This is a genomic window from Zhihengliuella salsuginis (genome assembly GCF_014651715.1).
Taxonomy (GTDB): Bacteria; Actinomycetota; Actinomycetes; order Actinomycetales; family Micrococcaceae; genus Zhihengliuella; species Zhihengliuella salsuginis.
The window spans coordinates 1-19007 of record NZ_BMXK01000012.1; the positions used below are offsets into that span (position 1 = coordinate 1).

The following is a 19007-nucleotide window of genomic DNA, read 5'->3' on the forward strand; positions in this document are numbered from 1 at the left end:
TGCGCCCGTCGAACACCGAGCCGTTCCTGCGCTACAACGGCGAGGCCGCCGAACGTGACACCATGGAAACGATCCGCGACACGGTTTTGGGAATGGTGAGAGGCTAACGACATGGTGGACCTGCCAGATGATTTCTTTGAACTCGACGCACACTATGTGCCGCGACTTCGATTCGGATCGGAAGGAGTTTCGGAAGCTCTGTCTGACCAACTCCTCTATGGGCACGACGAGATCACCAGATTAATTCGTGTCAGTAACCAGGCGATCTCCGCGGGTGGCCAGTCGCCCAAGTTGAGTTCGCCACTTGACGGCGCACAGGCTGTGACGGCATTAGTCAGGAAGGGAGATTATGATGGAGCGATGCTCTGGGCCTGCATCCTGGCTCCAAAACATTGGAATCACATCTCATTCCTCAAGGCACTTCGCGACTTGTTCACGAAGAGAGGAATGCCGGAAGCGGCCCTTGCTATGACGAATGCGGTCGCAAACAAAGACCAGGGGATTAGCCCGCAGGCGATTCGCCGTGTTGAAGGGCGCCTGCGTGAAACGTCAGGGTGGTATCCGCGTCTTGCAGGTCCCCTTGTTCGCGTGGCTGACCCAGTCGCTGGCCGTGTCCTGCATTTGGTCAAGGAATCACGCCCATACCTGTCCAATGGCTTTACCTCGAGAAGTCACCAGAACTTCTTAGCTGAGAAGCGTGCTGGGCTGGAACCCATGGTCCTTACGGAGCCTGGTTTCCCACGAAGCGTGACCGGTAAGGAATCCCGTTCTAGTGAACTAGTAGATGGCATTTACCATTCGCGCTTGGACGTGGGAAACATCGAGTACTCGAGTATGCCGAATGATACTTTTCTTCAACTATTCGCGGAGCTCGCCTATCAGCGAATTCAGGAGCTACGTCCATCCATCATTCATGTCAGCTCCGGACGACGCGGGTACGAGACGGCGCTCGTCGGTTTGGCATTACAGGAGAAGACAGGCCTGCCGCTTGTCTATGAGGTTCGGTCGTTCTTCGAGGCAAACTGGACGGCGGATATTGAGTGGGAGACTCGCGGTGAACTCTTTAGTAGGCGCATAGAGGCGGAACGAATGTGCATGGAAAGAGCGGATCGGGTTCTAACAATTGGTTCGTCGATGAAAGGCGAACTTATTGCTAGGGGGGTGCCAGCCGAGAAGATCGGCGTGATCCCTAACGCCGTCCAGGTGGAGAGTTTCACAGTTCGTCAACGTTCGAGAGCTCTGGAAGATCAACTAGGAATACGCGGTGTGCCCACATTTGGATATGTTTCCAATATGGACCACTACCGCGAATCGCAAGAGACGTTAATTGAAGCGGCTTCTCTTCTCAAACGCGCAGGGTCTAAAATGCATTGCATCCTCGTGGGTGACGGGCCTAGGCGCGCCCATCTCGAAACGCTTGCTTCAGAACTCGGCGTAAGGGACCGTGTCCTGTTTGTTGGAGCGGTTGACCACGAAGTGATCCCAGACTATTACGGTTTAATCGATATATTCGTTGTCCCGAGGATCCGCGAACGCGCAGCGACGTACGTCACGCCCCTTAAGCCGTTCGAAGCTATGGCATTGGGGCGTCCGCTCGTGGTCGCCGATCTACCTGCCCTACTTGAGATTGCGGAGCCGCCTCTTCGCGGACACTCGTTCGAGTCTGGAAACGCGGCCGACCTTGTGGAAGTTATATTGCGTCTCAGCGCCGACCACGAAGAGACCGAGCGGTTGAGCGTGGCTGGCCGTGTTTGGGTGGAGAACGAACGAACGTGGGACCACAACGGAGAAAGGTATGTCCGTGAGTTTTCTGAGGTGGCGGAAGCCTTGAAGGGTACTGATTAATGCGAGTCAACTACGCAGGGTTTCAAGCAACGAATCATAGCCCGGCTGCCGAACTCCTTGGCGGGCTCCGCCAAGTTTCGCACACACACGCGAGACCTCATTTACTGGGCTACACACCCGTAGCTAGGATGAATCCTTATCAGGCATTGACGTACAGGCGATTTGCGGAGGAGGGGATCGCCGCAGCACCGATCCTCAAGCCTGCCGATTTTCGTGATTTGCGACATATCGCACCCTTGGCGAGTCGAACTACTTTGCACCTTCATTGGAATTCATGGATTATTGGCCAGCAGGCGGATGAGGAAGCGGCGCAACGTGTTGGGCGCGGGATGATCGGGCGCATGGAGGCGTTACGGGCGGCCGGCATCAACCTAATGTGGACGGTCCACAACGTATTTCCGCATGATGCGCGATTCCCAGACCTCGAGGTCGAGCTCCAGAATTCTATTGCGGAGTCCTCTAACATCATTCATCTGATGTCGCCTGGCACTATTGAAGATATTGAACCCTACGTTAATATCGATAAACGTAAGGTTATATGTTCACCGCATCCGAGTTATCTCGGCGCCTACCCAGATGTCACAAGTCGCGCAGAAGCGCGATTGGTACTCGGTATCGACCCTGATGAATACGTTTTCGTCATGTTCGGCGCTATCAAGGCGTACAAAGGCCTTGGGCGCCTACTGGATGCATTTCACGAGGCCACGAAGCGTGCATCAGAACAAGGGCAACGGCTGCGACTGGTAGTTGCTGGAGGTGCCGATCAAGATGAAGAGTGTCGCGAGTTTATTGCTCGCGCTCGAGTACACCCTCAGGTTCTGATTGAAACTAACAAGATCCCCGCGGATAAAATTCAGTATTTTTTGCGGTCTGCCGACTGTGGGCTCGTTCCATACGAGCGTATGTTAAACAGTGGGGCCGCCCTGCTGTATGGTACGTTCGACCTTCCAATAGTCTCCAGTGATCGCGCCACGATCAGGGGAATATTTGGTGACGACATTGTGGAGTATATGAAGACACCCGATATCGAAGGATTGACCGCTGCCCTATTGTCGGCCACCGAGCGATTCCCATCGGGGAGTTCCCCTGTCGACTCAATACGTCGGGTTATGAGCTCGTACGATCCCGACCGAGTGTCGCTAGATTTCGCACGACAAATCACGGAAAAGGTCCTCCAGCAGTGAGTATGATTTCTCCCGCTCCGACGGTCTCCATCGGAACGGTTCCTCTCCAGGGTTTCCCAGCGCTCCGAATGTGACTACCATGGTCCTGGAGGCTAAAATTTCGCAGAGGACCGGAAACTAAGTGGTCAGGGTTGCGTGAAGTTCTCTAATCCGGATGGATTCTGCAGGGGTGGATAAGGGACGATTCGTTCGTCCTTCGCGAATGGGGGGAATATTGTCTAATTACTTGTTGCTGGTTGCTCGACGAGAGTGGCGTGACCGGTGTCGTTCTATGCTCGGTGGCGACTCGGAATCAACACAACATGTGACACTTTCCTTGAATGCAGGATTCGACCTTCATTATGTTTCTAGGGGAGCACAGGGGGAGCTGGATGCAGACGCTAGGATGATCTTTCGGGGTCACGCAATCGATGCGGATCACGAGAGTATGGTCTTCGGCCTGCCAGGTGTCCAGGAGTTCGAGGCCTCGACTGGCCTCAGATTTGACCTTCAGTCCTATGAGGGCTGTTATGTGCACGCTCGATGGAATGAGACCAAGCTGACGGTTGTCAATGACCTTTTTGCTTTATGCTCGATGGCGCATACGGCCGGGAGCGGCTTCGCTGCGATTTCTGATTCTGTATTCACGCTGACTCGAGTTCGCGAAGCATTCGGCGCAGGTAACAAATTAAACGCCTCGTCGGCTATTGCCAGAACGTGGGGCAACGCCATGGGCGGCCAGTTGTTGAGCGATAGCACCGTTTTTGATGCGGTTAATTATTCATCTGTCGGATCCAAGGTAGTAATTGAGGCGGGATCTGACGCGAGTCTGCATGTCGTACGGCTCCCTTGCGACAACGTCTTTCCGCCCCTCGAGGGTGATTACAGCGAGTCGCTCCGTCGAGCAGCCATCAACTTCTCTGCCACGTTGCGTGCGGCGGCTTCGACGGGTGAGTATGCGCTGAGGTTGGCATTATCTGGTGGCCTGGATTCTAGGGTCTGTCTCGCCGCCGTACTGCTAGACCAGCAGACTCGCAAGAATACGGTGTTGAACTGTACAAACACCAATCCATCGCATCGGCGTGACTATGAGGTTGTCTCGGCTCTCGCGACACATTTCGATTTCCAGCTCGGAATGCCAGATGGAGCGCCGCGCCCGGCACCGGTGAAAAGGTTCAACGAAACACTGGGTTTATGGTATCTCTCCAACGCAGGAATATACGACTTCTTGGTATTGCCCGGATATGAATCTTCCGGAGCTGGAACATTTACGGTGGGCGGGCATGGCGCCGAACTACATAAGGGTAACTTCGGATGGCGGCCGGTACAAAGGATAATCCAGAATATCGGAGAGCCGAACGTGGCTGCCGCCGTTGGCCAAGAGGTTGAAACGGCCTTGGCTGCCTACGGCGTCGATCCGTATTCGGATATCGGATCCGAGTGGCATTACCTCTACTATCGAAATGCTCTCCATTCAGGGAGATTCAGTGTGACGAGTATGACGGGGCTCCGGCCGTTCATGAGTCGAGAGCTTGTGCGACTGAGTAGATCGGAGCGAGCGCCCTATTCGAAGCCGACCAAGGCAGATTTGAGCGTCATCAACGAAATGCTCCTGCTCCTTTCACCTGACGCTGCTGCCTTTGAGTTCGATGATCGAGCGAAGAATATGGACCATGATTTCGTGAGAACCCGCGTCCGTGAGCTTGGTGGGCCGATCGGTCTTGGCGAGATACCCGAGTACCGTACTTATGGGGATCCAGCGTCGGTTAACAGCGGCTTTGCTCAACCGCTCGCCCGACTGGTGAGTGATGTTGGACTCTGGCACCGGGCTACGCGGGAGCAACTGACTGAGGCTTGTCGGGACGGATTCGACGGGATTACGGTGCCCGAGATTAGAGAAGCATATGAACCTGTTCTCCGAGAGGCCGAGGCTAAGCTGGGCGATGAGGGCCTGTCCTTTATGCAAATGCGCGGTTCAGTCGGAAAGCTGCTAACTCTTGGTCTCGCTAATTCTTGACATACTGGGGCCGAGTAAAGGCGAACGACCGGTCACCGGTTCACTTAACTCCGAGGTGACCGGTCGTGCTTGCTCTAGACGTGCTGGTTGATGGCGTGCGCAACTGAATGAACGCCTTCGAAGGCCTCCATGCGCATGAGTTTGAGTGCATCGGGGGAGTACGGCATACGCGCCAACTTGACCTTTTCGTACATGGATTCATCGTTCGGACCCGAGAGCAGTGGCGCGCGTCCGAGGCGGCGGTACAGGTTCTGTGATTTGGACGTCGCGGAGAGAACCACAGAACCGACCTGGTACGTCGTCGCGACGACAGTCCCGTGAAATTTGTTTGAGATCAATGTGTCTAGACCGCCAATCGTTGCGCTAATGTCGTCGACGGTCTCGCTCTCGTAGATCTGCTGGCCTTTGAGAGGAAATGACTCGGCGACTTCGAGGTCTGCTGCTCGGGTCTTGCCTGTGCCCATGACCACGTTGGCGATGTCGAACCCTTCGGCCTGGAGTCGCTGACAGGTGTCAAGCAGGACCTTAGGATCTGCGTTGGCCGAGTGGGTCCGGACATTGATTCCCACCGTAGGATTCTGGAATTTGCGGGCGGGCGGATAGAAGTTGGCGTAGGCCAGATCTGCGTGGTGCAGCACGGGAATCCGTGGCCGCAGCTTTTCACGGATCCACTCCGCGCTTTCCGCATCGCGCGTCGAAATGTACTTGACGTTGGGGTGCTGGAAGAAATTTCTCAACCTCTCCATGACATGGTCATCTTCGACTTTGACCCAGCGAGGCACACCGATACCGGAAATGAAAATCGGCTTTGCTAGCCATGCCCGATTCCAGTAGAGCGGGGAAATCTTGTTGGGTATGACCAAATCGCCGCCTCCGATAACAATCGCGTCGACGCCTGCAGCTACTTCCTTTGCCGGTCGACTGAAATAAGGGTTCTGCGTGAGATCGTTGAGAACGGTCGTTTCGTGAATCGATCCCAGGGACCGTTCCCACACCATACGAAAGATTTCATCGCCGTAGTTGCCCCAACCGAAGAATCCTACCAATCCTACCTTTGCCATACTGCTCCTTAGCTGGTGAGTTCGTTGAGAATTTGTCGAGCGTATACGTTCCCGTATGAACGATTCATGTGATAAAAGTCACCTCGTTCGTAGAAGGCTCTGGTGGAACCGTTCGGGTCGCCCAGTGAGTACTCGTCCCGGGTGAACCAACAGTCTGTGATCGTGTCGATCGGCTGTTCCGCGACGAGGAAGCCGGACTCAGAGATTCGCTTCGTCTGCCTCTGGTATTGGGAGAGCAAGAACTCCCTGGCCGACTCATTTTCTGAAAGAAGTCCGTAGGCAAGCGAGCGTTCTCGGGTATCAGAAGCGACCCAGCGCGCCGGGTGAGGGGCTGGAACAAGGACAATGTCGGCGGTGGTGTGTGCGCGTAGCCGGTCCAGGATACTTCGGGCTGTGGTCGTCGTGAACGTGTGGTCGACATAGTCGTCGAAATCGCTGTCCGCGAGAAGCTGAGGTGCAAGATCCAGGGACATGGATTCCGGCTGGTACAACTGAACTGCCTCTATCAGGTGGATCAAAGAGAACTGGAATCCGCAGACGTAGAAGCGGTCGTAAACGCGCGTATCAAGTACGTCAGGAACGCCGTTGTCGACGTCGAGCTGGACGTCCTCGACGATGTCTGCGTGGGTGCCGGAGACGATCTTGAGTTGCTGCTGGCCGTACGTGCGTGAGATGAAGTACGTGGCATTGACGTCGTAGGCGTCGGTCCTTGTGAGTCCTGCAAGTTCCGGTGCGATGGGGCCAAGGTGGGAATTACCTATGAGGGCGATTTTCATTGGGCGAAGTTCTCCAGTAGGGCTTCTTCGCAGAATAGCTGCTCGTGGTCGACCGCTGCCTCTTCCTTGCGTTTCCGTTGGGGGTGATGTTCGGCGAAGAAGTACGTCATGACATTATTTACGACTTCCGGGCGAACATTGCGACCAGTCGAATCGAACGGTTGATTGGTGATGTGATTTGTGGTCACGAGTTCGTATGAGGGGAAGTAATCGACATCCGGACAACGTCGGTGGATTTCTGATGCAACCGTCCGGAGAACTGCCTTTGAGTGTGTTGTGGCAGTCAAGACGTGCTCACCGGTTGCAGTCGCAGCGAGTGGTACAGGCGAAACTGTGATCACGAACTTGGCGCGGCGGTTGACGCGCCGAACTAGTGTACGGAACGCGAGGAAGCTGGCTAGGACATCCTGGTATCCGTAGTTGACGAACCGATACTTGTCGGAATCGTAGTCCCCGGCGATAGTTCCGGGCGCTGTGGGATAAGCGGTACCGTCGGTCACCGACTCCCACCCTTCGGTGAGGCCGAACGTGAACACGAAAACGTCCATGGTGGTCAGCATCTGCCTGACGGCTTCTACGTGGCGCTTGCGGTGTCGGAGAACGAGATCCGGTGACTTGAAGCCGTTTGGAAAGATGTTGGGTCGAAGGGCGTCGTAGTACCGTCCGCCGCTTTCCCAGACGACCTCGTTGGGTTCTCGCCCCTCGAGGGCCTCTCGTGCCAGCTGCTCGAGCTGCTTGGCGTAGTAAATGTTACCGAAGCGGGCGGAGTAGATCCCATAGCCTTTGGCAAGGGACTCTTGTAACGAAAAGTGACCCGGGGCCGGTTCGGCGTCGATGACAGAATATCCGTTGGCCCGGAGGTGCCTTGAGATGTGCTGGGCAAAACAGCTGCCCGCGGTCGCAATACGTTCCAGGGGACGGATCTCGAAACGCTTCTGGTAGAAGTCGGGGACGTCGGCGACGGAGCGGCCGGTCATGGCCGACTTCCAGTAGGTTCGGGAAGGATTGCTGCGGTAGGGTGACGTCGGATTTCGAGATGCGCTCATTACGTCCGGTTTCTCCTGTACTTTCCTGACTCGGCGGACAATGTGAAATTCTGGCATAGATCGGCCGATTCCTCGTTATTCTGACCTAAGGATTTCGGAGGTCTGCCTCAGTGCAGCACTCAACTGAGAGGCCCCTTTGACGACCGTCTCGGCGTGGATTTTGCCAGGTTGACGGGTGAGTCGTTCAATCGGACCCGAGATGGATACGGCTGCGATCACACGTCCGTTGGGTCCTCGGACGGGCGCCGACACGGATGCTACACCGGGCTCGCGCTCTCCAAGGGACTGTGCCCAGCCACGCCGTCTCACGCCGGCCAGGATCGTCGGTGTGAAGCGGGCGCCGTGCAAGCCGTCGAGCAAACGTTGGTGGTCCTCCCAGGCGAGGAGAACCTGGGCGGCGGATCCAGCCCGCATCGACAGTTGTGTGCCGATAGGGATGGTGTCGCGCAACCCGACGGGTCGTTCGGCGCTGGCCACGCAGACGCGGTTGTCGCCCTGTCGCCGGAAGACCTGCGAGCTTTCACCCGTCGTGTCGCGGAGCTGCACAAGCAGGGGGCCCGCGGCCGCGATCAGTCGATCCTCACCGGCGGCCGATGCCAGCTCTACGAGGCGGCTGCCCAGGACGAATCGACCGTGGATGTCCTTGCCGAGGAGGCGGTGATGGACCAGGGCCTGAGCGAGACGGTGCACCGTAGGTCTGGAGAGTCCCGTAGCCGCAACCAGTTGCGCCAGGCTCGTGGGCCCGGCTTCCAGCGCGTCCAACACCATGGCGGCTTTGTCCAGCACGCCGACTCCACTAGATCCGTCCATGCTTTGATATTAGCGTCTCAACATCTGAGATGCACGCCGAAAAACTAGCGCCATGACGGGGCTGGTGTTTGAGTTGAGTCATCGGCACTACCTGACGGAGGAAATCATGGGCGATAGGCAAACCAGTCTGACGCTGGCGGAGAAGGTCTGGAACTCGCACGTGGTCAAACAGGGCGAGGGTGACGGAGCTGGACGCAAGCCCGACCTCGTGTACATCGATCTTCACCTCGTCCACGAGGTCACCTCCCCTCAGGCGTTCGAAGGGCTGCGATTGGCAGGCCGTCCTCTTCGACGGCCGGATCTGACGATCGCGACGGAGGACCACAACACCCCGACGCTCGACATCGACAAGCCGATCGCCGATCCGACGAGTCGCAAGCAGATCGAGACCTTGCGAGCCAACTGCAAGGAATTCGGTGTTCGGCTGCACCCGCTGGGGGACGCCGAGCAGGGGATCGTGCACGTCGTCGGACCGCAGCTCGGGCTGACGCAGCCGGGCATGACGGTTGTCTGCGGCGATTCGCACACGTCGACCCACGGCGCATTCGGCGCACTGGCCATGGGCATCGGCACCTCCGAGGTCGAGCACGTCATGGCGACCCAGACGCTCTCACTCAAGCCGTTCAAGACCATGGCGGTCAACGTCGAGGGCAGCCTGAAGACAGGCGTGACGTCCAAGGACATCATCCTCGCCGTGATCGCGAAGATCGGCACCGGTGGCGGCCAGGGCTACGTTCTGGAATACCGTGGATCGGCGATCGAAGAGCTCTCGATGGATGCCCGGATGACTATCTGCAACATGTCCATCGAGGCTGGTGCCCGTGCCGGCATGATCGCTCCCGACCAGACGACGTTCGACTATGTTCAGGGACGTCCCCATGCGCCCACCGGGGCCGACTGGGATGCTGCCGTCGAATACTGGAAGACCCTGCGGACGGACGACGACGCGTCCTTCGACGCCGAGGTGTCCATCGATGCGGACGAGCTCGAGCCGTTCGTCACGTGGGGGACCAACCCCGGTCAGGGCGTCTCGCTCTCCGAGTCTGTGCCGGACCCGGAGGATTTCGGAGACGAGAACACGAAGCTCTCCGCGCAGCGGGCGCTCGAGTACATGGATCTGAAGGCCGGAACCCCGATGAAGGAGGTCAGGGTCGACACCGTGTTCCTCGGTTCGTGCACCAACTCGCGGATGGAGGACCTGCGGGCTGCCGCCGAGATCATCCGCGGGCGAACGAAGGACCCGGACGTGCGGATGATCGTCGTCCCGGGATCGGCACGCGTGCGTCTCGAGGCCGAAGCCGAAGGTCTGGACAAGGTGTTCGAGGAATTCGGCGCGGAGTGGCGTTTTGCCGGATGCTCGATGTGCCTGGGCATGAACCCCGATCAGCTCGAGCCCGGTGAGCGCTGTGCGTCGACCTCGAACCGCAACTTCGAGGGCCGCCAGGGCAAGGGCGGGCGAACCCACCTCGTCTCGCCGCTGGTGGCGGCTGCGACGGCCGTCCGAGGCACCCTGAGTTCCCCGTCCGATCTCGACGAAGAGCCCGCTGCTGCGGCAGCCGCGTAAGGAGACAGCATGGAACAGATCATTCGCCATACCGGCATCGGCGTGCCGATGCGCCAGAGCAACGTCGATACCGACCAGATCATCCCGGCGGTCTACCTCAAGCGGATCACCCGCACCGGGTTCGAGGACGCGCTGTTCGCCGCTTGGCGGCGCAACGACGACTTCATCCTGAACAAGGAGCCGTTCAACCGCGGCTCGGTCCTCGTCGCGGGGTCGGACTTCGGCACGGGGTCTTCGCGTGAACACGCTGTCTGGGCGCTGAAGGACTTCGGGTTCAAGGTGGTGCTGTCGACCCGATTCGCCGATATTTTCCGCGGAAACGCAGGCAAGCAGGGACTCGTCGCCGGCCAGCTCCAGCCAGAGGACATCGAGCTGCTCTGGAAAGAGCTGGAGAACAATCCCGGCGCCGAAGTAAGTGTGGATCTCGACACACGTCAGGTGACGTGCGGCGCGATTACGGCCGACTTCGAGATCGACGACTACACCCGCTGGCGTCTGATGGAGGGTCTCGACGACATCGGATTGACGCTGCAGTCCGAGGAAGACATCACCGCCTACGAGGCGTCCCGCCCCGCGTTCAAGCCGGCTACGCTCCCAGCGAAGCCCTGATCCCTCGAAACTGCACTCGGCCAGGCCTCCGGCCCCCTCACCACGTGCTCAGGTGAAATTGAGCAGGTGTTGAGGGGGCCGGTGCAGTCCGAGTGGTGCCCGGGAATCAGTACTGTCAGTTGTATGCTTACGAGGAGCTCCCGGTGACATCCGGGCACCCAACGAACGCGAGGTTTTCATTCATGGGCAAAGTCCTGACTATTCACGGCGGAGTACCACTCAAGGGCACCGTCAACGTCAGGGGCGCCAAGAATCTGGTGCCGAAAGCCATGGTCGCGGCGCTTCTGGGCGACAGCCCGTCTGTGCTCCGCAACGTGCCGGAGATTCGCGATGTCGAGATCGTCACGAGCCTGCTCCAGATCCACGGCGTGACTGTGGAGAAGGACCCGGAGACGGGTGACCTGACGCTCGACCCGCGCGGAGCCACGCGTGCGCCGTCGAAGGAGATCGACACCCACGCTGGCGACTCACGCATCCCGATCCTGTTCTGCGGGCCGTTGATCCACAGCATCGGCGAGGCGTTCATCCCTGATCTCGGCGGCTGCCGGATCGGCGACCGTCCGATCGACTTCCACCTGAACGTGCTGCGGGCCTTCGGCGCCGTCGTCGACAAGCGTGTCGAGGGCATCGCTATCAGCGCCCCGCATGGACTGAAGGGCGCGAAGCTGGAGCTTCCGTTCCCCTCCGTCGGCGCGACCGAGCAGGTGCTGCTCTCGGCCGTCCGGGCAGAGGGCATCACGGAGCTGAAGAACGCGGCGGTCGAGCCCGAGATCATGGACCTGATCGCGATCCTGCAGAAGATGGGTGCCATCATCCAGGTGCAGACGGACCGTGTCATCCGGATCGAGGGCGTCCCCACGCTCACCAGCTACAACCACATGGCCGTACCGGATCGGAACGAAGCCGCTTCCTGGGCGTCCGCTGCCCTGGTCACCGAGGGCGACATCTTCGTGGCCGGCGCACGCCAGCCGGACCTGACCGCGTTCCTCAACATCTACCGGAAGATCGGCGGCGCCTTCGACGTCCACGACGACGGCATCCGGTTCTACCACACGGGGAAGCCGTTGAAGCCGCTGGTGCTGGAGACCGACGTGCATCCGGGCTTCATGACGGACTGGCAGCAGCCGCTCGTCGTCGCCCTGACGCAGGCAGCGGGCGTGTCGATCGTGCACGAGACGGTCTACGAGAACCGATTCGGTTTCACGGAGGCCCTGATCCGCATGGGGGCCACGATCCAACTGCACCGCGAGTGCCTCGGCTCGGTGCCCTGCCGATTCGGGCAGCGCAACTTCCTGCACTCGGCTGTCATCACCGGACCGGCCCCGCTGGTCGGGCGCGACATCGACATTCCCGACCTGCGCGGCGGCTTCTCGCACCTGATCGCCGCCCTCGCCGCCGAGGGGACGAGCAACGTGACCGGAATCGAGCTGATCGACCGGGGCTACGAGCGCTTCCTCGACAAGCTCCAGGGGTTGGGCGCAAGCGTGGAAATCAGCGAGCGGGGTTAGCAGCTCTTGCCTGTGAGTTTGAGCGAGCGCTGCGCATTCGGCACGCTGGCGGGTCTCGTCCTGCCGGCGCTGAACGCCATGATCGGCAAGCGCTGGGAAGGTTTCGACCGTCTGCCCGAGGGCGGGTTCATCGCCTGCCCCAGCCATTCCACCGAGATCGATCCACTGATCGTGGGGCACGCGATCTACCGGTCGGGCCGCCTGCCCCGGTATCTGGCGAAGGAATCGCTGTTCCGGGTCCCGGTTCTCGGCTGGTTTCTGAAGAAGACGCGGCAGATCCCGGTGGCCCGCAGCTCACAGGGTGCAAAGCGGTCGCTGCAACTGGCCGGAGAGCTCCTGAACGAGGGATCCGTGGCCATCGTCTACCCCGAGGGCACTCTGACGAGGGACCCGGACATGTGGCCAATGAAGGGTCGGACCGGTGCGGCGCGTTTGGCCCTTCAGACGGGCGCGCCCGTGATTCCGATCGGCCATTGGGGCGCTCACGAGCTCCTCCCGCGCTATGGGAAGCGGCTTCACCTCTTCCCCCGCAAGCAGGCGCGGGTCGTCGTCGGCGAGGCGGTGGACCTGTCCGATCTCCGGGGCAAGCCGATGACGAAGGCAGTGCTCGTCGAGGCCACCGAACGCATCATGAACGCTGTTGCGGAGCTGGTGGGCGACCTGCGCGGCGAATCGCCGCCCGAGACATTGTGGGATCCCTCGGCGCACGGCCAGGCGCTCTCCGGGCGTGACTACGAACAACGCGATCCGGGCGCGTCCCGACGGCCATCCGGCACGGATGGGCCGGCCCCCACCAACCGAGCGGGAGAGCAGGGATGACAGTCACTTCGAAAATGGCCGTGATCGGTGCCGGCAGCTGGGGCACGACCTTCGCCAAAGTCGCGGCAGATGCCGCCACGCGGGTTGACGGCCACGGCGATATCGCCCTCTGGGCCCGTCGCGAGAGCGTCGCTGATGAGATCAACAGCTCCCACACGAACAGTCAGTATCTCGGAGACATCGAGCTGCCCCAGAGCATCAGGGCGACCGGCGATCTGCAGGAAGCGCTGGCGGGGGCCGACGTCGTCGTGCTGGCGGTGCCGGCGCAGACCCTTCGGGCCCAACTTCGCCAGATGCGCGACGCCATCAGCCCCGACACCGTTGTGATCTCCCTCATGAAGGGCCTCGAGCGCGGCACCGATGCGCGCATGAGCGAGGTCATCGCGGAGGAGCTCGGACTCGAAGACGCCCAGATCGTCGTCGTCTCCGGCCCGAACCTGGCCATGGAGATCGCGCGCGAGGAACCCACCGCCTCAGTGGTGGCCTGCTCCGACGAGGAGGTCGCGACGCGAATCGCCTCGGCAGTGAGCGCTCCGTACTTCCGCCCCTACACCAACTCCGATGTCGCCGGTGTCGAAATCGGCGGCATCGTCAAGAACGTCATCGCCCTCGCCGTCGGGATCTGCGACGGGCTCGGCATGGGCGACAACACCAAGGCGTCAGTCATCACCAGGGGACTGGCGGAGACGACTCGCCTGGCCATCGCGCTCGGCGGGCAGTTGGAGACCATGGCCGGTCTCGCCGGTCTCGGAGACCTCGTCGCCACGTGCTCGTCCCCGTTGTCGCGGAACCGCACGGCCGGCCGCCTGCTCGGGGAGAACCTCAGCGCCGTCGAGGTCGGCGAAGCGATGACGCAGACCGCCGAGGGGATGAAATCGGCCCACGCCGTCCTGGACCTGGCCCGCCGAAACGACGTCGAGATGCCGATCGCAGAGGCGGTTGTCGGGGTCCTCGACGGGCGCCTCACCATCGAGGGCATGGCGCGCCAACTACTGGGCCGCGATCTGAAATCCGAAACGAACCATGGCCGAGAAAGCGACTAGTATGCCTGCTACCACCAAACCGCGTGTCCTCTTGCTCTTCGGTGGCCGGTCCTCTGAGCATTCCGTCTCCTGCGTGACTGCGGCGAGTGTGATGAAGGCGATCGATCGGCGCAAGTACGACGTCATTCCCGTCGGCATCACCAAGGCCGGCAGCTGGACGCTCGTCGATTCCAGCCCGGGCGACTGGACGCTGACCTCGGGGGAGCACCCGGAGGTGGCGGCAGGGTCGAGTCAGCTCCACCTGAGCGACGGCGAGGGAACCGCGGAGATCAGCGTCGCCAAGGAATCCCGCCTGATGTCCGGCGCGAACGGCGAGATCGAGGACCTGGGGCGCGTCGACGTCGTCTTCCCCCTGCTGCACGGTCCCTTCGGCGAGGACGGGACGCTGCAGGGCATGCTGGAACTGGCCGATCTGCCCTACGTGGGTGCCGGAGTGGCCGCGAGCGCCATCGGCATGGACAAGCACTACATGAAGGTCGTTTTCGAGTCCGCCGGGTTCCGGGTCGGGCCCTACGCAGTCATCACCGACAAACAGTGGCGCCGTGACCCCGAAGCGGCGCTGGCCGGCACGCACGGCCTGGAACTGCCGTTGTTCGTCAAGCCCGCCCGCGCCGGCTCGTCGATGGGCATCACCCGTGTGGATGATCGCGACCAGCTGCGGACGGCGGTCGAAGCCGCGCGCGAGCACGATCCGAAGGTTGTCATCGAGGAGGGCATCACCGGCCGCGAAATCGAGTGCGGCGTCCTCGAGGGCCATGGAGACGAGCCGCCGCGCGCGTCCTTCCCCGGAGAGATCGCCGTCCCCGAAGGCGCCCACGCCTTCTACGACTTCGAGGCCAAGTACGTCGACGACAGCGCCGCCCTGAGCTGCCCTGCAGATCTGCCGGAGGAAGACGGGGAGGCCATCCGCCGCCTCGCGGTCGCGGCCTTCGACGCCGTCGGCGCCGAGGGGCTGGCGCGCGTCGACTTCTTCTACACTGACGTCGGCGAGTGGGTCATCAACGAGATCAACACGATGCCGGGATTCACGCCGAGCAGCATGTACCCCCAGATGTGGGCCAAGACCGGGATCGCCTATCCGGACCTGATCGATGAGCTGATCGAGCTGGCGCTCGAGCGTCCGCTCGGCCTCCGCTGACAGTCAGGGCAGATTGGTTTCCTGTTCGGTGGACAGGCACTCCGTCTCTGCGGGATTGGCCTGTACAGCTGCCGCGAGCTCGGGCAGGACGTTGCTCGATGGAACTTCCAGCGGATCGAACAGGACCTCGGTCGCAGGGGTCCGGCCGAACGTCGTCAGCGTCCAGGCGGTCTCGCCCTCCCGTGCGATCCAATCGACTCCATTCGCAGTCACGCACGGATCGGTCGTCACCCGGCTCGGGCTCGCCACCCCGCAACGCAGCACGATTGCGGCCGGATCTCCCCAGACGGCCGTCGCCTGACTGTTGGTATCACGGCGTTCGTGGCCCGAAACCTCGTCCGGCAGGATGACCATCGTGTCTGCACACGACGGATCGTTGGCGTTGGGTGCCGGATCGACATCGACGGCGGGGGCACAGGCCGACAGCGACATGACCACAAGCACTAATGCGCCCGTGCGTGTCAAACCGGTGTATCGTTGCCGCGCTGATGCTTTGGCGGATCTGACAGGAAAGCTGAAGGAAAGCACTTTAGGATTCTATCCGGATCGTCTGACTGGTTGCGCCCACTCCTGGGGGCGGTCGACGGCGTGACGGAACCGTATACAAGGAGCGAAACATGGCCGGTCTTGACGGCATGGGGGATGGGTACAACGACGAGCCGAAGCGGCGGAAGCGGCGTTCCGGGGTCATTGCGCTCATCGCCGTACTGACGGTGGTCGTGATGGCCGCGGGACTGGCCCTCGGCTATCTCTTCAGCCTCAAGAACAGCTTCGATCAGAAATCGCAGTCCATCGAATCCGCATTTCCTACCGCGGATCGGCCAGATCGTTCCGAGGAGAGCGAAGACGCGATCAACTACCTCGTCATCGGCTCCGACAGCCGCGGCGGGAGCGGCGAGACCGAGAACCTGCCTGATGTGCCCAACGGCGGACGTGCCGACACGATGATGCTGGTCAACATCCCCGGTGACCGCAAGAGCATCAACGTCATGTCCATCATGCGCGATACGTGGGTTGAGATCCCCGGTCATGGGGAACACAAGATCAATGCGGCGCTCGCCCTGGGTGGCGTCCCCCTGCTGGTCCAGACGATCGAATCCGTGGTGGATGCTCCCGTCGACCACATCGCGATCATCGACTTCGAAGGCTTCAAGTCGTTGACGGAATCCCTCGGCGGCGTGGAAGTGAACAATCCGCGGGCCTTCACCGTCAGCGGGGGCGAGCAGTCCTACTCCTACGAGGCAGGCCCCATCACACTCGAAGGCGATCGTGCCCTTCGCTTCGTCAGGGAGCGCAAGCAGTTCACGGACGGCGACTATACGCGGGTCGCGAACCAGCAGCTCTTCCTGAAGGCCGTCATGGCTCGATTCCTCACGCAGGAGACGCTGACCGACCCCGGTAAGATCTCGAGCATCGTCGACAACTTCTCGCCCTACGTGACGGTCGATGAGGACGTCGACGCGTTCGGGCTCGGTCAGCTCGGTTTGAGCCTGCGGAACGTCCGGACGGGCGATGTCCACACCTTCACCCTGCCGAACCGGGGGACCGGCCGTTCGTCCGATGGGCAGTCGATCGTCCTCCATGACCCCGCGGCTACACACCAGGTCTCGGAGGCTCTCAAGTCGGACACGTTGACGACTTACATCGAGAATCAAGGTCTCGAGAACTAGTCCCCGGGGTGGCCTATCTGGCCGTTCTCCGAGACGCAAGATATTCTCGACGAGTTGCTGTGACACGAAAACGGCAACTGGAGGCCGTCCTCATGTCGATACGGCCGTCAACGGAAGGCAGTGCGCTACACGTGCTTGAACACGAACGAGGCCGGGAGATTCCGGGCCGAGGTGATGGCCCCCGATGAAACGGTTGCTGGCCAAACGGCACACCCTTCGTCGTCACTGGAAAGAGGATTCCGTCGCGTTCGTCGAACGTCTCTGGCGCAGGCGGGCGACGCCCACCGCGGAACGACTTCTCGGGTTTTTCGACGCGGGTTTGGGATCTTTCCCATCTCTGACGGCATCATCGATGGTCTCCTTGTTGGCCGGTAACGCCGACGAGATCGCCCATCGCCTGCGGACTGCTCTTGCAAAGGGGCCCCGAGGTGCGAAGGCCCGAAATCTGGCTAATATCGCTTTGGCGGCCGATCAGCCGCAGATTGCCGGCATTTTCGCCGCCCGCATGGATGATGTCGAGGGCAGAGACCTCACCCTGGCGAAACTCGAGTTCTACAACGGCCACACTACTGCGGCGATCCAGCGTCTCAATCCGACGAGCCGACGTCTCAGCCGCCTCCGGGACCGCTACGCAGCCGAACGTGATGTCTTCGGCGATTGGGCTCCATCCGTTGCCCCCGTAGATGATTACACACCGCGGGATCAAGTTGTGCTCCACCTCCTGACCAATTCCCTTCCCTACACGGCGACCGGATACACCCGGCGATCACAATCGTTCCTGAAGGCACAGGCCGAGGAAGGGTGGGAGGTCCACGCGGTAACGCGGCTCGGATATCCCGAATCGCTCGGATTCGTGCAAGCCCCTCGGAAGCAACGCATCGACGACGTCACCTACCACAGATTGGTGGTCAAGGGCGCTGTCCCCAACCTCCGCGATCGTCTCCAGGCGGAGACGGAACGCCTGCTTGATCTCGTCCGGGTGCTCAAGCCGGAAGTTCTGCACACCACGACTCACTTCGTGAATGGATTGGTTGTCCGCGCAGTCGCGGAAGCCGTGGGAGTCCCGTGGGTGTACGAGGTCCGTGGCCAACTTGCTGATACGTGGGCGTCGAAGCGCGGGCCGGAGGCAGTGTCCTCCGAACGCTACAAGCGTTTCAACATCCGCGAAGGCGAGGTCATGAGGGACGCCGACCTGGTGCTGACACTGGGGGCGTCCATGCGCGACAGGATCGTCGAATATGGTGTTCCACGAGAGCGCATCCGTCTGGTGCCGAACGCGGTGGGGGCGGACTTTCTATCAACTCCAACAAGTGCCCGACAAGCCAAGGCGAAGCTCGGCATCGACCCGGACAAGCTGTACATAGGCACGGTCTCGTCCCTTGTTGCCTATGAGGGAATCGACGATTTGCTGACCGCCTATTCGCTCCTTCGTCGACGACGGGACGACGTACGCCTTCTCATCGTCGGCAGTGGTGCCGCTATGCAGGAACTGCGGCTTCACGCAGCGGAAGTCGGTCTGGACCCGGCGGACATCTTCGTCGGCCGGGTATCGACGTCCGATGCAGTCCGGTATCACGGGGCGTTGGACATTTTCGTCGTACCTCGCAAGGACTTTGCCGTCACACGTTCCGTCACGCCTCTGAAACCGGTCGAGGCGATGGCATCCTGCCGTCCGGTCGTCGCCTCCGATCTCCCGGCATTGAGGGAGACTGTCGACGACGGCATCAATGGGCTCCTCGTTCCGGCGGAGGACCCTGAGGCCTTGGCCCGCGCCATCGATAGACTCGCTGACAATGCAGAACTGCGGGAGCGCATGGGATTCACCGGGCGCAAGTTCGTCCTCAGCACGCGGACCTGGAAGCGAAACGCCGAGCTGTGCGTTGATCTTTACGCGACGCTCAGACACCATCAGGAGTCTTCATAGTGGAAGTTGGAAGC

At 60.8% G+C, this 19007-nt stretch carries 16 protein-coding genes; 11 read left to right on the top strand and 5 right to left on the bottom strand.

Annotated features, from left to right (window positions below; genetic code table 11):
- Positions 1 to 111 precede the first annotated feature (111 nt).
- The 3 genes from IE069_RS13220 (at position 112) to IE069_RS13230 (ending at position 5025) form a co-directional block, all read left to right on the top strand.
- On the top strand, positions 112 to 1845 hold the full coding sequence (locus IE069_RS13220) for a glycosyltransferase family 4 protein (RefSeq protein ID WP_189351043.1): 1734 nt from the start codon (positions 112 to 114) through the stop codon (positions 1843 to 1845).
- 128 nt (positions 1846 to 1973) lie between these two features.
- Positions 1974 to 3029, top strand: a complete 1056-nt coding sequence (locus IE069_RS13225) for a glycosyltransferase (RefSeq protein ID WP_189351044.1) — start codon at positions 1974 to 1976, stop codon at positions 3027 to 3029.
- A 427-nt stretch (positions 3030 to 3456) separates the two neighbouring features.
- Complete coding sequence (locus IE069_RS13230) at positions 3457 to 5025, top strand: hypothetical protein (RefSeq protein WP_189351045.1); 1569 nt, start codon at positions 3457 to 3459, stop codon at positions 5023 to 5025.
- 74 nt (positions 5026 to 5099) lie between these two features.
- Here IE069_RS13230 and IE069_RS13235 read toward each other — a convergent pair whose 3' ends face one another.
- From IE069_RS13235 to IE069_RS13250, 4 genes are all read right to left on the bottom strand, one after another.
- Complete coding sequence (locus IE069_RS13235; protein ID WP_189351046.1) at positions 5100 to 6086, bottom strand: polysaccharide pyruvyl transferase family protein; 987 nt, start codon at positions 6084 to 6086, stop codon at positions 5100 to 5102.
- A gap of 8 nt (positions 6087 to 6094) precedes the next feature.
- Complete coding sequence (locus tag IE069_RS13240; RefSeq protein WP_189351047.1) at positions 6095 to 6862, bottom strand: hypothetical protein; 768 nt, start codon at positions 6860 to 6862, stop codon at positions 6095 to 6097.
- Positions 6859 to 7908, bottom strand: a complete 1050-nt coding sequence (locus IE069_RS13245; protein ID WP_189351048.1) for a GSCFA domain-containing protein — start codon at positions 7906 to 7908, stop codon at positions 6859 to 6861. Before IE069_RS13245 ends, IE069_RS13240 begins: the two co-directional genes overlap by 4 nt.
- A gap of 75 nt (positions 7909 to 7983) precedes the next feature.
- On the bottom strand, positions 7984 to 8718 hold the full coding sequence (locus IE069_RS13250; protein ID WP_189351049.1) for an IclR family transcriptional regulator: 735 nt from the start codon (positions 8716 to 8718) through the stop codon (positions 7984 to 7986).
- A 106-nt stretch (positions 8719 to 8824) separates the two neighbouring features.
- Between IE069_RS13250 and leuC the strand changes: the two genes are divergently transcribed.
- From leuC to IE069_RS13280, 6 genes are all read left to right on the top strand, one after another.
- Positions 8825 to 10282, top strand: coding sequence for a 3-isopropylmalate dehydratase large subunit (leuC, locus tag IE069_RS13255; RefSeq protein ID WP_189351050.1), 1458 nt, complete (start codon positions 8825 to 8827; stop codon positions 10280 to 10282).
- 9 nt (positions 10283 to 10291) lie between these two features.
- Positions 10292 to 10891, top strand: coding sequence for a 3-isopropylmalate dehydratase small subunit (gene leuD, locus IE069_RS13260; RefSeq protein WP_189351051.1), 600 nt, complete (start codon positions 10292 to 10294; stop codon positions 10889 to 10891).
- Between the two features lie 182 nt (positions 10892 to 11073).
- Positions 11074 to 12399 (top strand): UDP-N-acetylglucosamine 1-carboxyvinyltransferase, encoded by a 1326-nt coding sequence (gene murA, locus IE069_RS13265; RefSeq protein ID WP_189351052.1) that lies wholly within the window; start codon positions 11074 to 11076, stop codon positions 12397 to 12399.
- Between the two features lie 12 nt (positions 12400 to 12411).
- A complete protein-coding gene (locus IE069_RS13270; protein WP_373287823.1) occupies positions 12412 to 13218 on the top strand; it encodes a lysophospholipid acyltransferase family protein in 807 nt (268 codons plus the stop codon).
- Positions 13215 to 14261, top strand: coding sequence for an NAD(P)H-dependent glycerol-3-phosphate dehydrogenase (locus tag IE069_RS13275; protein WP_189351053.1), 1047 nt, complete (start codon positions 13215 to 13217; stop codon positions 14259 to 14261). Before IE069_RS13270 ends, IE069_RS13275 begins: the two co-directional genes overlap by 4 nt.
- On the top strand, positions 14242 to 15399 hold the full coding sequence (locus tag IE069_RS13280) for a D-alanine--D-alanine ligase family protein (RefSeq protein ID WP_189351054.1): 1158 nt from the start codon (positions 14242 to 14244) through the stop codon (positions 15397 to 15399). Before IE069_RS13275 ends, IE069_RS13280 begins: the two co-directional genes overlap by 20 nt.
- Before the next feature lie 3 nt (positions 15400 to 15402).
- On the opposite strand, the gene IE069_RS13285 is transcribed toward IE069_RS13280, so the two are convergent.
- Positions 15403 to 15927 carry a DUF3515 family protein gene (locus tag IE069_RS13285; RefSeq protein WP_229791156.1) on the bottom strand — a complete coding sequence of 175 codons (525 nt, stop codon included), beginning with the start codon at positions 15925 to 15927 and terminating at the stop codon, positions 15403 to 15405.
- 89 nt (positions 15928 to 16016) lie between these two features.
- Between IE069_RS13285 and IE069_RS13290 the strand changes: the two genes are divergently transcribed.
- Entirely contained in the window at positions 16017 to 17069 is a 1053-nt protein-coding gene (locus IE069_RS13290; protein WP_229791157.1) for an LCP family protein, read from the top strand.
- Positions 17070 to 17253: 184 nt separating this feature from the next.
- A complete protein-coding gene (locus tag IE069_RS13295) occupies positions 17254 to 18993 on the top strand; it encodes a glycosyltransferase family 4 protein (protein ID WP_189351055.1) in 1740 nt (579 codons plus the stop codon).
- Positions 18994 to 19007 lie beyond the last annotated feature (14 nt).

Coding starts and splice junctions, on each gene's coding strand:
- IE069_RS13220 (WP_189351043.1), top strand. CDS start 112: ATGGTGGACCTGCCAGATGATTTCTTTGAACTCGACGCACACTATGTG.
- IE069_RS13225 (WP_189351044.1), top strand. CDS start 1,974: ATGAATCCTTATCAGGCATTGACGTACAGGCGATTTGCGGAGGAGGGG.
- IE069_RS13230 (WP_189351045.1), top strand. CDS start 3,457: ATGGTCTTCGGCCTGCCAGGTGTCCAGGAGTTCGAGGCCTCGACTGGC.
- IE069_RS13235 (WP_189351046.1), bottom strand. CDS start 6,086: ATGGCAAAGGTAGGATTGGTAGGATTCTTCGGTTGGGGCAACTACGGC.
- IE069_RS13240 (WP_189351047.1), bottom strand. CDS start 6,862: ATGAAAATCGCCCTCATAGGTAATTCCCACCTTGGCCCCATCGCACCG.
- IE069_RS13245 (WP_189351048.1), bottom strand. CDS start 7,908: ATGAGCGCATCTCGAAATCCGACGTCACCCTACCGCAGCAATCCTTCC.
- IE069_RS13250 (WP_189351049.1), bottom strand. CDS start 8,718: ATGGACGGATCTAGTGGAGTCGGCGTGCTGGACAAAGCCGCCATGGTG.
- leuC (WP_189351050.1), top strand. CDS start 8,825: ATGGGCGATAGGCAAACCAGTCTGACGCTGGCGGAGAAGGTCTGGAAC.
- leuD (WP_189351051.1), top strand. CDS start 10,292: ATGGAACAGATCATTCGCCATACCGGCATCGGCGTGCCGATGCGCCAG.
- murA (WP_189351052.1), top strand. CDS start 11,074: ATGGGCAAAGTCCTGACTATTCACGGCGGAGTACCACTCAAGGGCACC.
- IE069_RS13275 (WP_189351053.1), top strand. CDS start 13,215: ATGACAGTCACTTCGAAAATGGCCGTGATCGGTGCCGGCAGCTGGGGC.
- IE069_RS13280 (WP_189351054.1), top strand. CDS start 14,242: ATGGCCGAGAAAGCGACTAGTATGCCTGCTACCACCAAACCGCGTGTC.
- IE069_RS13290 (WP_229791157.1), top strand. CDS start 16,017: ATGGCCGGTCTTGACGGCATGGGGGATGGGTACAACGACGAGCCGAAG.
- IE069_RS13295 (WP_189351055.1), top strand. CDS start 17,254: ATGAAACGGTTGCTGGCCAAACGGCACACCCTTCGTCGTCACTGGAAA.